Below are 15,139 nucleotides of genomic sequence, written 5' to 3'. Positions count from 1 at the left end.
GCTTTTATCCCTCATAGATTATAGGTGTATCACAATATTCACATTCTTTGGTAATACCCTCTACAACCTCATTATTTGCTCCGCAGTTCGGACATTTTATCACTTTTCTTCTTGGTTCTTTGTAATTGGCCGGTTGTTGAATGTTACCCTGTTGACTCTTGCTTCTGTTTCCCGGCAATATAATTTCCAGTAAGGTCAGATCAATGTATGCCCCGGGAAAGAAACCACTGTCAATCATATCCCGAAGATCTTTTTGTGCAGTTTCGCTGATACCCCTGCTGCATTAGCAATCGTTACGAGGTCTGTCTGGTTTGCATAGATGATCTGGCAATATTTATTATACCGTTCACCGAGGATTCTCATTCTCTTGGCACCGCGCAAGGTAAGCAGACCTCCTCCAAGAAAAAGTGTAACCATGATAACTATCATACCTACAACAGATTCCCCGTTTTCAGACTCAAGCCCACCGGTAAATCCTAGTAATAAATATATTAATCCTAATACGACCAGAATCCATCCAAGTACATTAACAGTCCTGCTATTCTTCAATGTTTCTGTTTTATCTTCCGTTAACCTTCTATGAATGAAATAAATACCTACCGGAAAGAAGAATATGTCCCATAATATAATTGTTATAACGGATGTTCTTTTCTTTTTAATATTCGCCATACTATTATCTCCGCAATTAATTCTTAATCGGCGATCCGCAATATTCACATTCGCCGACTTTATCTTTTAAAACCTTATTGATTCCGCCGCAGCTTTTACAGGTAACCGTTACATATTCTGCATACTGGTTTTGTATGTTAGATTCAAACTCATTATATTGTGGCACTTCTCTGACGCCTGTCTGAAATACAACCCGATTATTAATTTCATCTATATATGCGTCAACAAAAAACTTTTTATTGATCATTATCTGCAGATTGTCTTTCACAACATCCTGTGAAGTATTTATCGAAGCTGCCAGGTTTTCAATTGAACCCGTAGGGTCCAGTGATAACCTGGTAACATACTCTCTGAAATTCTTTAATAATATTTTTCTCTTCCTGCCCAGCTGAATAAGCCAGAGTCCTAATGCTGTAAATAACCAGCTTATAATAATAATAATTGCAGCACCGTCTTCTTCATGATCAAACATACCTACTAATGCTACCAGCCCAAAAAGTGTTGCAATCATCGCTCCGAGAAGATATTCTACTGTCTCCCATATTCTATATATTACAACTGCTGCTTTTGAATTCTTCAAGTTTAGAAACCTCCCTGTTTCGTGTTTTTAACTTCCAATCTAGACCTGTCTACAAGCAATGCCATATCCTCCAATAAGGCATTGGCCTTATCCTCTTTCTGGTCATCTTCGCTTAACAGTATGCGTTTTAACTGCTCAAGCTTAACTTCCATTTCATTATCTGCCGCTGCGGCTACAGATACGTCACTATATCTGATATCCTCCGCAATTCTTTTGATTTTTTCAGCATAAGCTTTATTGTTCCTGTCTCCTGCAAGAATCTTTAATTTATCTGTAATCCTGGTTATGGTTTTTTCAGCAGATAACAAGTTATCACTGGTATACTTCACACTGGAGGAGACATGATAAGCGATAATAAGCAGAATCATTAATACAGCCAGGGATACAAGTTGAATCGCTGCAAAAGCCCTGTAAGCATGGCTCTGTAATATCATAAACAACAGCGAAACCACAATAGAAATGAGAGGAATCGCTATCAATGCACCTCCTCCAACCGCGCTGATAACGATCTGTGAAAGGTTAGCCGAAATCGCTTCCAGTACTACCAGCCCGCCTATCATAGTGATTTCTGCCAATACAATTGAGCAAAACCCTGCCCAGGTCATAGCACTTCTCTCTCTTGTCAGTAAAAAGAATAATACTATAGTAACAGCAATACTTATAGCTCCAATAAATGATAACGTTTTTCCTCTTCTTGTCACCCTTTAATCCTCCCTTTTCCTTGACTTCAACTCTATTACCAAACATCGACTCTATTTATTAAAATAAAACTTTAGTTCAAAATTACCTAAATATATCACCATACCTATTTTTTAGCTTATTCCAGTTTTTCACCGCATTCCGGGCAGAACTTCGGTGAACCCTGAATTGCCAGACCGCACTTCGGGCATGCCTTAATAAGCTTAAGACCGCATTCCGGACAGAATTTACTGCCTTTGGGAATTAATTTGCCGCAGCCAGAGCAGTTAAATGGCTTTTCGCAGCCGCATACGGGGCAGGATTTAGCCTCCTCCGGCATATCTGTACCACATTCCGGACATGGGTTATATTTTTTGCCGCACTCCGGACAAAACTTCATATTATCGACCACTATACTGCCGCATTTGCTGCATTTAATTTCAGTTTCCTTTTCTTTCTTATCTTTCGCTTCTGTATCATAACCACAGGTTCCGCAAAACCTCTGAGATGGATTTAGATTCGAATGGCACTTCGGACACTCCTTGACCGTTGTCCCGTTGTCCTTGCCAACCTTTATTTCCTGGGATACACCGCTAAAGGCATTACCGACTGAACCACCGATACCTACCCCCATACCAAGCCCTATTCCTGCTCCCATCAAATCGGAGGATATCGAACCCGGGTTTTTGGCTGCTCCCTCCAGAGTATCAAAAGAACGTTCCTGCTGGTAACTGTAACCGATGATATTCATTTCAGCACGTTTTGCCAATGCACTTTTTAATTTTGCAACTGCGGGATCTTCTTCCGGTATACTTAAATCATTTACATAGAAATTAGCAAGTCCGATTCCATACTCATCTAATGTAGGTGCAATACGCTCTTTCATAAAGTTGGAAAGTTCATCTATGTATGCATTTATTTCCAGTAAACTGATTTGTTTATGTACTACATATTGGGATATGGCATCTTTTACTTTTGTGATATATAAACCGCGAAAATATTTTACCAGAGTTGTCTTATCAAATACAGATAAGGTTCCGACTAATTTAATAAGAAATTTCTTTGATTCCTCTATCTGGACACCGAAGGTTCCATTCGAACGGACCGGTACAAAAACGCCGTATTTGGGATCCTGAATCTGAATGGGAGACGCCGTTCCCCATTTTACATCAAGGGAAAATGCTTTATTGATAAACCATACTTCAGCGGTAAACGGAGTGCGCCCTCCAAACGGAAGATTCACAAGCTTATTTAACAAGGGAATATTAGCCGTCTCTAGGGTATGGCGTCCGCTTCCAAATACATCAAGCGCCTTACCACCCTTAAACAAAACAGCCTCCTGGGCTTCATTTACAATTAATTGTGTCCAGGTTCCTAATTCCTCACTGGGATATTTCCAGGCAAATACATCCGGACCACCGTTATATTTAATTACTTCTACAATTGCCATCTGTTTGTCCTCCTCATATCATATCACATTCTCCATCTGTAAGAATTCCCTTCTATCTACAGATTGAAAGACCATTTCTTCTCAAAGTTTGCCCCTGTTATCAATGGACATAATTCATTATTACCAGGCAAAACAAGAACATGATATTCGTTGCCTGCTATAATTTTAACACTCCATAGAGTAAATCTCAACATCACTTTGTTACTTTTAGTAGAAATATGACATTTTTATCATGGTAAAATCATTTTTACTGCAACTAAATTTGATAAGGTTTAATTTTTTTTAGCTTATGACGATATAAACTTTGACAAGATACATAAATTATTCCTGCGAGGAGGTGATTATATGAAAATAGGTGAAGCAAAGCAGATTTATTCTGCACGTTTTGAGGAGTTCTGGGATCAGAAACTGTCCTTAGCGAAAAAAAAGAAAGCGCTAGATGAGAAGATCAATACAACTCCGAACGGAAAAGAGGTATTTTCCCATGAAGCTGTAACCCTGGACCTATCTTATAATGCTGTTTCGGAAAAGTGTGAGGAATACAGCAATTTCCTGGAACAGGTCATGCTTACCCGTTCCGGCTTATATAATGCTGAAGTAGCGAAACAACAAGGTGATATTATGTCCGAATGTGCCCGGGATACCGCAAAGATTATGGAAGTTGCAAGAAGAATCTCCAGGGGTGGAAAAGTACCTGCCGAAGATGAAAAGAAACTCATGGAATTCAGCATGGTAATGTATATGTCTGCCAAAAACGCAGCTATGATGAATGAGCTGAAAGAGAAAAAGCAATATACTTCCCTGTGGGATGAGGAAAAGGGTACCGAAGAAAATCCGGATCCAAATGAAGTGGCAGACAATGGGGAACTTACTTTAGATGCTCCTGATGCCGTGGATGTGTCCTCCGTAATAGCTTCCGCTGTCAGTGACGATGAGTCGGAATAGGATACTCAGATCCCCTTAGAGGGTACTTTTCCTGCTTATAATGACTACGGTAACAAACGAATCGATTTGGTTTTTTCCTGGATTGATTTACAGGAACTAAACAATCTGGTAGTTTACCCAACCAATGTAAAAGACGATTTAATCTCTTTGCCACAGGAAATTAGATATTTTGTTTATAAACAAGAATAGTTAACATTTACATAAAAGATCAGAAAGTCAAGAGTCTATTAGTAACTATGAAAGGAACCGCCTGCCTGACTTTTGACTTTTAGGTCTTTCAAATTATACCATACGCTTTTATATACTCTCTTCAACTTTCACTCTCCTCAATCAGGTTATTTAAAACAAGTTGCCTGTGATTGATAAATAGTTCCGTTAACTTATAACTTTCTGTCTCTTCATAAGAAATCTCTGTTATCCCTCCGTCATCAAAAGAAAAAATTACCGCTCCGGGTATTCCAAGCAAAATCGGCGAATGGCTCGCAATAATAAATTGTGTCCCTTTCTTAGCCAGATTGTGAATCAGCATTAATAGAGACAACTGCCGTTGGGGCGATAATGCCGCTTCCGGCTCATCCAGTATATAGATTCCCTGTTCTCTGAACCGATTCTGCATCAAGGCCAGAAAACTTTCCCCATGTGACTGGTCATGCATTGATTTACCGCCATAACTTCTATAATAATCGTCATAATTATCCCCATCCCTGTAATCTTCTATCTTACTTGCCACATTATAAAAACTTTCCGCACGTAAGAAAAAGTTTCCCTGGGGCCGTTTTGTTCCTTTCACCAGTGTAATTGCCTGATGCAGTTCCGAATGGGTATCCATTGTTGAGAAATTAAAGTTCCGGTTACCGCCCTCCGGATTAAATCCATAAGCGATTGCAATACTCTCCAGTAAGGTTGATTTTCCTGTCCCGTTCTCACCTACAAAGAAAGTGACATTACTGTTAAGTTCTATGGTATTAACTGATCTTATGGATGTTATGTCATAGACATAGTTATCGTCTCCGACTTTATTCCAGTTAATCTTGATTTCCCTGATAAATAGGTTATCCATATGCTGCTCCCTTATATAATACGAACTAAGAATCATTATTCAATTTAACAAGTTTGATACAAGTAACCTGAAATAATTTTAACACTCCACAGATCAAATCTCAATATAACTTTGTTATTTTAGAAAGAAATATCATGATTATTATACTTTTATCAGAGTGTTGCAAAGCATAAAACTAAATTTTACAATTTGGACTAATTGATTATCACATAAAATCATATCAATCATAAAATAACATAAGTCCGTATACGGAGAAATTAAAATGTTGCCGAAACAAAACTTTGTCAGACACTCCTTAGAATTACATTTATTCTTTGGAAGGATAATGAAAGAACATTCACTTTTTTTAGAATTAGGATTTACACCAAGAGACAAAAACTTCACAGAACAAGCGGATACTTTCCGCAGAGAATTCGACCGTTTGTTATGGGAAGTAGTTTGTATTTCAAACGGAAATGTCAGTCCGGATGTACTGAGATCAGGAGAAGTATTTACACAATATACCTTGGATGCTGAAATGGCCACATCCTATCTTACAGGAATTAAAATACCTACTGAAATAACCAAAGAGCAGATGGATTTGGATAGTAGAAATTATCCCTGTAATGATGTTTTAGAGCAGAAAGTTTGTGAAATAAACGAAAAAGCGATTGATTTAATTACAGCATTAATACAATTTAAATGTACGATATTATCCGATGTTTTATCATGCAAGATGTTTACCGTGAATTACCCGCTCTTAATCGATCATATCTTACGGGAAGCAAAGCTTTATTTACAAATGGTTCAAAACTTACAGAGCGGAGAGGAACTTGACTTTGAAAACAATGCCTTGGAATTCGAAGTATTCTGGAACCGAATTATGGCGGAACACTCAAAATTCATTCGTGGATTACTTGATCCAACAGAAGAAGATTTAATAAATAAAGCGAATCATTTTGGTAATGAATTCGACTCATTAATTGAAGAAGCGAAAGAAGCCATGGATAATACCGCCCCCTCAATTCAAGTAACTGCTGAAAGTTTAAAAGCGACGAAAGCCTTACGTGATTTTAAGGCTCAGGGAACACAAGGCATATTAGAATGTAAAGTAAGATCCATTATTATACCTTTATTAGGCGACCATACTTTACGTGAAGCAAATCATTATTTAAGATTATTGAAAATGTTTAAATGCTAATATTAAAAGCCTGATGGATTTTTTTATTCAACAGGCTCTTTGTTTAATACCGCACCGGCTAATAGGTATTACGATTTTAAAGCTCTTGTTAACTCCTTTCATTCATTTTCACTCTCCCCAAACAAATTATTTAATACTGGTCAAAGATGGAATCCATACTAAAATCTTCTACCTTTTGTATTTGAAACGAATATGGCTTAGAAGTATTTCAATAGGACAATTATAGCAAATCATTTGCAAATAATAATAATACTATGGTAAAATTGTATTTAATGGAATAATATGGTATAATTTTATTAATTTTAAAGAAACATATGTTACATATAATAGCAATCATGCATGTGAATATACGTATGAAAAACTTCGCGGTTGTTGGCAATATGGTAATAATAATCACTGAACTGGAGGAATAATAAAATTTATAGAAATTGTAAATGAGTGTCTCCTACTACATTAATGCAGTGATAAATTTGAATTTGCAGAGGAGAATAAGGACGTTTAATATGGGCGAGGTTATACCATTTGGTGGCTATCTTTGCGCATTCTTGATATACAAGGCAATGCAGCCTTGGTTATAACTGAAACATAATCGAACAACTCTCCTATAATATTCACGCTGGTGATGTGACATGGGCTGACTGCTCACTAAGAAAATATCTTAACAGTGAGTTTTATAGCAAATTCACCGTTGCCGAACAGTCAAGAATCATTCCGGTATGGAAAACAATCCGAACTCAATCGTTTTGCGTATCACCCTAACAGAGGGTACTATTACTGACAATGAAAGGAAATACGGTGAGTGGCAGTATGAAGTTGATTTTCTCAATCATACGGCAAAATAAATAAATCCGTACAGTATGAGTGTTCGCTCCTGTAGCCGAAGTAAAACAACGCGATAGGAAATTCATTTAGCAAATCGGCGGTGTGAATACAATTAGTTTTAATCTCACATAGAAACAAGAATTTTTCTTGTAAGTGAAGAAAGTAATATTGATATTTTTAACCCTAGAATACCAGAAAAAGATGACTTAGATAAAAGTAGATAACCCTAATAAAAAGTACATAAAATTGGTCTTATGTAAAAGGAGGTTGAAAAAAACTAAATGATTAAGATTAGGAATGAGGAAGAAACAGATTATAAGAAAGTAGAAGAAATCACAAGAAAATCTTTTTGGAATTTATATATTCCAGGGTGTATTGAACACTATTTAGTTCATGTTATGCGATCCCACAAAGACTTTCTGCCGGAGTTGGATCTGGTGATCGAAGTTGATAATCAAATCATCGGGAATATCATGTACACGAAAACAAAACTAATTGATGAGTCTGGAGAAGAAAAAGACATCCTTACTTTCGGTCCGGTTTGTATTTTGCCAGAATATCAGAGAAAGGGGTATGGAAAAAAACTAATAGAGTATTCCTTTGTACAGGCGGCCGCACTTGATTATGATGTGATTGTAATATTTGGGAATCCGAATAATTATGTAAGTCATGGCTTTAAGAGTTGCAAAAAGTACAACGTCTGTCTTGAAAATGGTACCTATCCGGCGGCAATGATGGTTAAAGAACTTAAATCAGATGTCTTGGACGGAAGAAAATGGGTTTACTATCAAAGTCCTGTATTTGAAATAGATGAACAAGAGGCTGAGCGTTTTGATGAGCGTTTAGAAAGCTTGGAGAAAAAATATCAGCCAAGTCAGGAAGAATTTTTTATACACAGTCATTCTATTATACAGTGAGTTACTGACATTGACCGATATTATTAATTAACTAATTTCACAAGATGAATTTGCAGTACATAAAAGAAAGTGGGAAAATACAAATGGATAAAGGTCGAATTATATTCTTAAATGGAGTGACAAGCTCAGGAAAAACTTCAATTGTAGATGTTTTACAAGCAAGAGAGGAGTATTTTGATGTTTTAGATGAGCAGGGTAATAAAACCGGTGATATTATTGAAAGAAAGGAAGCGCATAAAAAAGGAATTTGCCATCGGGTTATTCAAGTATGGGTCATAAATTCCAAAAACGAATTACTGCTGCAAAAGAGGAGCGCTAATAAAGATTCGTGTCCTAACATGTGGTATGTATCTCTGGGAGGACATATTGAAAGCAAGGAAGATAACAGACAAACGATTATAAGAGAGTTTTCTGAAGAATTAGGTCTGGATATCTCAAACCAAATAGATGAAGTCTAATACCTGTATACGTTTAAAGAAATCGTAGTCTTAAATGACGGACAGTTTATCGATAATGAATTTTATGATGTTTATCTTCTAAAAATGGATTTAGATCCGGCTTCTTTAATACTCCAGGAGGATGAAGTCTCTGAGGTTAAATTTATTGGATACAAGGAGTTTAAACAAGCTGTTATAAATAAAGACAAAAACTTTTGGATACATGAAGAAGGTTTTCGTATGTTATTTGATTACCTTGATAATTACATAACTGAATAACTTACTATGAAATTGAGGTGAGAAATATGTCGCTATTTTTAATTTTGCTTGATATTGGTATTGCAATCATTATGTTCCTACTGGGCTGGAGTTTCTACCGTTCTAATGGAAAAGCATCAAAGTTTCTAACAGGATATAATATGCGGTCAGACAGGAAAACTCATGAGGAAGAAATGTATATGTGTAAAAACTATGGAATACGGATGATGATTATGGCAGTTCCATTCGTAATAGGAGCAGTGATTGATTTCTTTAAAAGCGGAGTAGGTTGTACATTTGCATGGATAGTTTGGATTATTTTGTTTGTTCTTTTACTAATAAAAAGGTATCAATTGGAAAGTAAAAAATGATTAGGTTTGGAGGATTACCAATGTCAATATTCAAAGCTCACACCCCTTCCTTTAGAGATGTGCAGGGAAATAATTTTAAATACAGTATAGCTAAGATGCAGATGGTGCCAGGAAAATCTATTTATTAGCGCATTCGTGATATTGTCCGCTTTTTTAAGTCACTTAATTCACCTGCGAGAAACAAGCTCTCACAGGAAGATTTCTTGAAAACGGATTTGTTTCAGGCAGTAAAAAAGGTCGAAATACCCATTTATTTTTTCCTTGGAAGACATGACTATCAGGTTTCGTCCGTTGTGGCTGAAAAGTTTTTTCAACAAATAAAAGCACCCAAAAAGGAACTTATTTGGTTTGAGCAATCAGCGCACAACGCCTGCTTTGAGGAGGCAGAAAAGTTTAACAGACTAATGGTCGATATGGTGACATGATAAGGTAATATGAATTGTATCAAAGTCTGAACGACAGGATAGATCATTTGCATACTCAGATAATACTATTGAATTTGCCTCAAGGATTTCTTTATTTAGAAATTAAAAGCGCAAAAAATTTTATGGAGGGATAAAAATGCCAACTTTAAAAAAGATAAGAGACACAATGAAAAAGCAGAAAATCAATAGCGGGATTATGGAACAAATGGATTTTGAAGCAGATTGCAATAATCCCCATAATATTACTTCACTAATTGACAAAATGGATCAATTGCTTACAAAGGAGCAATGTCTTTTCATTATGGAAAAGCAAGGTTGCTGCAAAGGAGGTCAGCGTGACAAGGACTGTAAGGCGTTTGCCCTGAAACACAAGGATAAACCTTTTTCTGAAAAACTAGCATTGATATCAAGCATTCAATATATGATGTCACCTTATCTGAATGATGATGGTACATTTACGATTACTTTCGGCGGCTATCAAAATGGTGTTCATTCGGGTAAAACCACTTGTTCCTGTGGATCGATTAAAAAATTAAAACAACCTTTTTCTGTTTCGCCTACCTACTGCGGTTGTTGTGCAGGCCACTTTTTATATCACTATCAAAACGCTTTGGGAGTAAAGCTGAAATTAAAAGAAATCAATTCATCACCACTTAATACAAACGGTGAAAAACCCTGTAGTTTTACATTCGAAGTACTCGGTTAACAAGACCATTTAGAGGAGATATTAATGGAAACAGTGGAATTAAAATTCAAATATACACAAGCTGAATATGTGAAAGCACATCAACAATATTTGTTTGCAAGCAAAATAATTACTAAAACGAGTGTTATTGTCCTTGCGTTTTATTTATCGTTTGCGATGCTATATTTTTTTCTTTCATCATTTAGTGTGTATAGCATGATAGCTTTAGGTGTTGGATTATTTGGTTTAATCGTTGGAGGTGCAGTATACTATTACTTACCGATATATCAGTTTAAGAAAACATTAAAATACCATGAGGAATATAATCTGACCTTCTCGAATGCTAGTATTAAATTCAAAACTTCAGCAATCGATTCGGAATTAAGATGGAATATTTACTCTGAAATTTGGGAAAATGCAGATTTCTATTACTTAATACAAGCACCAGGATTATATGCGTTACTACCCAAAAGAGCATTTCTGAGTCTTACTGCTAAACAAGTCTTTGAGGAAATGGCATTATCAAACTTAAAAAGCATCCGGCATGTGTTGTAAGTTTTAACGGGAACTATAAATTATCTATGAGGGAGGTAAAATATGTCTATCGAAATACGTAAACTGACACCGGAGCTTGCAGAGGATTACGTACATTTTTTTGATATTACCCCACACGATGATAACGTGGATGAACATAAATGTTATTGCGTGTGTTGGAGTAACGAGGATTATATGAACGTAGACCTTTCAACCGCAGAGAAAAGAAGACAATGTGCCTTACAATATGTGAAAGGCAATAACATTCAAGGTTATCTTGCTTATAGCGGCGATGCGGTGGTTGGCTGGTGTAATGCCAATACGAAATCAGATTGCCTGAAATGTGCCAGCTGGCAGAGATTTATGTTTTATGTGCCTTTAGAAGAAGCTAATGAAGACATAAAAGTCAAATCCATATTTTGTTTTACGATTGCACCGGAGAAAAAAAGACAGGGCATTGCTACGCTGCTGTTGGAGTCTGTGTGTAAGGATGCGGCCCAAGACGGATTTGACTTTGTTGAGGTTTATCCTTACAAAGAATCAAGTTATCAATCGTCTAATTTTGGCGGTCACTTTGAGATGTATAAAAAGGCGGGATTTTATGTCTTAAAAGAAACGGAACAAGGGCTTATCATGCGGAAGAAGTTAAAATAGAATAATTTAGACAAAGCAATATTATTAGTTTTATTAGGCCTTCAAGGAGGTAACTGAATTGTGAAGAGAAAAACTGTTATAAAAACTTCCTGATTTCCAACAACGGAAGAAAATGTCTTCAATCTGTTAAAATCCGTGAAAACGCCTTTTGTATATCTTTGGGCAAAATGCTTTTATGCTCACAGACAAAGGAAATGGTTAAAGCTTTTAAATAACCCTGAAACATTATGAATAGATAGTTACCTGAAATAATGCGCCAAAAAAGTATAAAAAGTGAATTACGTATAGTACCCATTATCAAGTTACAGGAACAAATCAGAAATTATAGTGTAGACTATTTAAATTAGGAGGTATTTGTGTTATGAATGATGAATTGAAAATCAAAATGTATTCGTTTACAGTGGATTGCAAAGAACCGCATGAATTAGCAAAATTTTATGCGGGACTGCTCAAATGGGAAATCATGCTTATGGATGAAGAATATGCATGTGTATATGCTCCAGGAACCAATCAGGGGACATATCCGTGTATCTTATTTCAACAGAATCCTGAATATAAACCGCCTGTATGGCCGGAAGAACCGGAAGCTCAACAGCAAATGGCACATATGGACTTCGCCGTTAATGATTTAGAAAAAGCAGTACAATATGCAATAACTTGCGGGGCAACAATGGCAGATAAGCAGTTTTCTGATGATTGGAGAGTTATGTTTGACCCCGCCGGACACCCATTTTGCTTATGTCAAATGAAATCAATTATGGAGAGTACCCATTTTGGATTGTTGTAACTCTTTGAACTACTAAATTAATTAAATTGTCTGCCCTTTAAGACATCGAGGATACCATGAATGCCTTTTTCACCGTAATACCATTTCTCCTTATAAGATTTGGACTTTTAAGCATATTAGACAAGGAAGCATTAAAACGTGCGGCTTACTTTGCTCCGCTGATTGGAAAGGAAAAGGTGGCGCTCTGGTTTTATCAGATTTCAAACCTTCTGCTTTTTATATCTCTGTGTTTTTTCAATCTTACAACTGACACATACTGGTTTTATGCCGGTTTGATGGTTTATGGATTAGGTCTCTTATTGTGTCTTGTATCTGTATTAAATTTTGCAAAACCTTCAGAGAATGGTATTAATCTTAAAGGGCTCTATCAGTTTTCTCGTAATCCGATGTATGTGGCATATTTTATTTATTTTTAGGCTGTTCGCTGCTTACCCAGTCGTTGCTGTTCCTTGCAATACTATTCGTATTTCAAATATCGGCACATTGGATTATCCTATCCGAAGAGAGATGGTGCATAAAGAAATTTGGACAAGAATATATAAATTATATGAAACAGGTAAGGCGTTATATTTAGTACTATATAAAATATATTCTTCTAATGAGAAACTGTTCCCTTACCCAGTTTCTCATATACACCACCTGCTTCTTCAAAAAGAACAGTCCCTGTCTTTCATTCAATCGTTATCATTTTTTCTAAAGGCTCTCTGGTATAATTTCTACCCATTTCACAAATCCACAGAAATATATTTTTCTCTAACTCCTTGAGAGTAATCCTATTTCTTTTATTATAGTATTCATCATACAGTTTCCTCATGTTTTTGCTCGCAACTTAATCATAAGGTATTTATGATAATGTAGAGGTATTGGTCTCTTCTTTTTTATTTATTTTGCCAACGATAATTAAACTCTAAGATACCTCGCTTTTATATGGGCTGTGGCGTTTCGCAAGCACCAAATTACATAAAATGATAATTCCTTACAAATATCAGTAGCAAGATATATAAAGCGACATATAATGACATTGAATATAATAAAAATATTTTTGATAAAAATATTTAAAAAAATATATAGTAAGGAAGGAATGATTTTAATGCCATCGTTAAACCTGATACCTGTAGGTGCCACATTTGTATCCAGCAATTATCCTAATACTAATTTTTCATCCGACCAGCATTTGCTGGTAGGTACAGATCCTTTATATCAAACAACGGCAAGCTATCTCAAATTTGCCCTGCCCTCATTACCCGTAACCTCTATTACTGCTGCGGCTCTAGTACTTTACACAGAAGATAAAACAGGTATTACTCCCAGCCCGGTAGAGGTATACAGAGTATTATCCCCATTTGACACACAGACAGTTACTTACAATACCCAACCGCTTTCTGTGCCCACCGGCAACAGTATAAATATTGTTACCTGCGATATCCAGAAATTTGTTGCTATTAATGTCACCGATCTTGTGAATCAGTGGCTAAGTGGAATATATCCTAATTATGGCCTTGTCCTGATAAACATTGACGGATTGACCGTGGTGAAATTTGGGAGTGATGATGCTGACATTCCATTTTCACCTTTGTTAGTTATCTTCTATGGAAATGATGTTGGACCGACCGGGCCAACTGGACCGATTGGACCAGCAGGAATCGGATTACCCGGACCTACCGGACCTACCGGACCTACCGGACCAGCTGGAATCGGATTACCCGGACCCACCGGACCCACCGGACCAGCTGGAATTGGATTATCAGGACCTACCGGACCCACCGGACCAGCTGGAATTGGATTATCAGGACCTACCGGACCCACCGGACCAGCTGGAATCGGATTACCCGGACCCACCGGACCCACCGGACCCACCGGACCAGCTGGAATCGGATTATCAGGACCTACTGGACCGACCGGTGATACAGGTCCTACCGGACCAGCTGGAACCGGATCTACCGGACCGACTGGACCCACCGGTGATACAGGTCCTACCGGACCGACTGGACCGACCGGCGATACAGGTCCTACCGGACCGACTGGACCGACCGGCGATACAGGTCCTACCGGACCAGCGGGAATCGGATCTACCGGACCCACCGGACCCACCGGACCCACCGGACCAGTAGGAGCTTTAAACTTTGCAAACTTTTTTGCATTGATGCCTCCAGACAATGTACTAACAGTTACGCCTGGCGCTGATGTAAGTTTTCCTCAGGATGGACCTACTAATGGTGGGATCATTACCCGTATTACTACGAGTACGTTTAATTTAGCTACGATTGGCACTTATCAGGTATTGTTTGAAGTTAGTGTAGACGAAGCAGGTCAATTGATTTTAACTCTCAATGGCGTGGATTTACCAGATACAGCGGTTGGGCGCGCTACTGGCACTACTCAGATTGTGGGCATGGCCTTTGTGACAACAACAGCACCCAATTCAGTACTATCTGTCCGAAACCCTGCTGGTAATCCAACAGCACTAACGATCACACCTATTGCTGGAGGTACGAGACCTGTTTCTGCACAACTTTTAATCACACAAATTGCATAAGCTGAACTAATAAGGCAAATTAAAATCAGTAATACTATAATGCCTGCCGCGGTCTATCATCTTGAGTGGATTGCGTCAGGCATTATAGTGTTACGAAAATTGCAATTAACTGCTATAAAACAATAATTAATTTGTCGTTTCTGTAAATTAG

Annotated in this window: 19 protein-coding genes; 13 read left to right on the top strand and 6 right to left on the bottom strand. The window is 37.3% G+C overall.

Annotated features, from left to right (window positions below):
• Nucleotides 1-4 precede the first annotated feature (4 nt).
• The 5 genes from RBU59_RS18700 to RBU59_RS18680 form a co-directional block, all read right to left on the bottom strand.
• A complete protein-coding gene (locus tag RBU59_RS18700; RefSeq protein WP_308143993.1) occupies nucleotides 5-238 on the bottom strand; it encodes a hypothetical protein in 234 nt (77 codons plus the stop codon).
• Nucleotides 235-669 carry a hypothetical protein gene (locus RBU59_RS18695; protein ID WP_308143992.1) on the bottom strand — a complete coding sequence of 145 codons (435 nt, stop codon included), beginning with the start codon at nucleotides 667-669 and terminating at the stop codon, nucleotides 235-237. Before RBU59_RS18695 ends, RBU59_RS18700 begins: the two co-directional genes overlap by 4 nt.
• 16 nt (nucleotides 670-685) lie before the next feature.
• Nucleotides 686-1,249, bottom strand: coding sequence for a hypothetical protein (locus RBU59_RS18690; RefSeq protein WP_308143991.1), 564 nt, complete (start codon nucleotides 1,247-1,249; stop codon nucleotides 686-688).
• Between the two features lie 2 nt (nucleotides 1,250-1,251).
• Nucleotides 1,252-1,950, bottom strand: a complete 699-nt coding sequence (locus tag RBU59_RS18685) for a hypothetical protein (RefSeq protein ID WP_308143990.1) — start codon at nucleotides 1,948-1,950, stop codon at nucleotides 1,252-1,254.
• Nucleotides 1,951-2,066: 116 nt separating this feature from the next.
• Nucleotides 2,067-3,377 (bottom strand): SPFH domain-containing protein, encoded by a 1,311-nt coding sequence (locus tag RBU59_RS18680; protein WP_308143989.1) that lies wholly within the window; start codon nucleotides 3,375-3,377, stop codon nucleotides 2,067-2,069.
• A 345-nt stretch (nucleotides 3,378-3,722) separates the two neighbouring features.
• Between RBU59_RS18680 and RBU59_RS18675 the strand changes: the two genes are divergently transcribed.
• Nucleotides 3,723-4,322 (top strand): hypothetical protein, encoded by a 600-nt coding sequence (locus RBU59_RS18675; RefSeq protein WP_308143988.1) that lies wholly within the window; start codon nucleotides 3,723-3,725, stop codon nucleotides 4,320-4,322.
• Nucleotides 4,323-4,632: 310 nt separating this feature from the next.
• Here RBU59_RS18675 and RBU59_RS18670 read toward each other — a convergent pair whose 3' ends face one another.
• Nucleotides 4,633-5,382, bottom strand: a complete 750-nt coding sequence (locus RBU59_RS18670) for an AAA family ATPase (RefSeq protein ID WP_308143987.1) — start codon at nucleotides 5,380-5,382, stop codon at nucleotides 4,633-4,635.
• Nucleotides 5,383-5,644: 262 nt separating this feature from the next.
• Between RBU59_RS18670 and RBU59_RS18665 the strand changes: the two genes are divergently transcribed.
• The 12 genes from RBU59_RS18665 (at nucleotide 5,645) to RBU59_RS18610 (ending at nucleotide 14,988) form a co-directional block, all read left to right on the top strand.
• The gene (locus RBU59_RS18665; RefSeq protein WP_308143986.1) at nucleotides 5,645-6,562 is read left to right on the top strand and encodes a DUF2935 domain-containing protein; all 918 of its coding nucleotides are present in this window, start codon (nucleotides 5,645-5,647) and stop codon (nucleotides 6,560-6,562) included.
• A 624-nt stretch (nucleotides 6,563-7,186) separates the two neighbouring features.
• A complete protein-coding gene (locus RBU59_RS28695; protein ID WP_308143985.1) occupies nucleotides 7,187-7,321 on the top strand; it encodes a DUF6273 domain-containing protein in 135 nt (44 codons plus the stop codon).
• Between the two features lie 344 nt (nucleotides 7,322-7,665).
• Nucleotides 7,666-8,301 (top strand): GNAT family N-acetyltransferase, encoded by a 636-nt coding sequence (locus RBU59_RS18655; RefSeq protein ID WP_308143984.1) that lies wholly within the window; start codon nucleotides 7,666-7,668, stop codon nucleotides 8,299-8,301.
• Nucleotides 8,302-8,384: 83 nt separating this feature from the next.
• Complete coding sequence (locus RBU59_RS18650) at nucleotides 8,385-8,759, top strand: NUDIX hydrolase (protein ID WP_308143983.1); 375 nt, start codon at nucleotides 8,385-8,387, stop codon at nucleotides 8,757-8,759.
• A gap of 284 nt (nucleotides 8,760-9,043) precedes the next feature.
• On the top strand, nucleotides 9,044-9,367 hold the full coding sequence (locus tag RBU59_RS18645) for a DUF3784 domain-containing protein (RefSeq protein WP_308143982.1): 324 nt from the start codon (nucleotides 9,044-9,046) through the stop codon (nucleotides 9,365-9,367).
• Between the two features lie 203 nt (nucleotides 9,368-9,570).
• Nucleotides 9,571-9,792, top strand: a complete 222-nt coding sequence (locus RBU59_RS18640; protein ID WP_308143981.1) for an alpha/beta fold hydrolase — start codon at nucleotides 9,571-9,573, stop codon at nucleotides 9,790-9,792.
• A gap of 136 nt (nucleotides 9,793-9,928) precedes the next feature.
• Nucleotides 9,929-10,498 (top strand): hypothetical protein, encoded by a 570-nt coding sequence (locus RBU59_RS18635; protein WP_308143980.1) that lies wholly within the window; start codon nucleotides 9,929-9,931, stop codon nucleotides 10,496-10,498.
• Nucleotides 10,499-10,522: 24 nt separating this feature from the next.
• Complete coding sequence (locus tag RBU59_RS18630) at nucleotides 10,523-11,032, top strand: YcxB family protein (RefSeq protein WP_308143979.1); 510 nt, start codon at nucleotides 10,523-10,525, stop codon at nucleotides 11,030-11,032.
• Nucleotides 11,033-11,074: 42 nt separating this feature from the next.
• A complete protein-coding gene (locus tag RBU59_RS18625; protein ID WP_308143978.1) occupies nucleotides 11,075-11,665 on the top strand; it encodes a GNAT family N-acetyltransferase in 591 nt (196 codons plus the stop codon).
• A 361-nt stretch (nucleotides 11,666-12,026) separates the two neighbouring features.
• A complete protein-coding gene (locus RBU59_RS18620) occupies nucleotides 12,027-12,452 on the top strand; it encodes a VOC family protein (RefSeq protein ID WP_308143977.1) in 426 nt (141 codons plus the stop codon).
• Nucleotides 12,453-12,508: 56 nt separating this feature from the next.
• Nucleotides 12,509-12,868: a hypothetical protein gene (locus RBU59_RS18615; RefSeq protein WP_330698363.1), complete on the top strand. Its 360-nt coding sequence runs from the start codon at nucleotides 12,509-12,511 to the stop codon at nucleotides 12,866-12,868.
• Nucleotides 12,869-13,542: 674 nt separating this feature from the next.
• On the top strand, nucleotides 13,543-14,988 hold the full coding sequence (locus tag RBU59_RS18610; RefSeq protein ID WP_308143976.1) for a DNRLRE domain-containing protein: 1,446 nt from the start codon (nucleotides 13,543-13,545) through the stop codon (nucleotides 14,986-14,988).
• The last annotated feature ends 151 nt before the right edge of the window (nucleotides 14,989-15,139 follow it).

This window comes from Anaerocolumna sp. MB42-C2, assembly GCF_030913705.1.
Lineage (GTDB): Bacteria > Bacillota > Clostridia > Lachnospirales > Lachnospiraceae > Anaerocolumna.
This window is presented reverse-complemented; position numbering and strand designations above follow the sequence as displayed.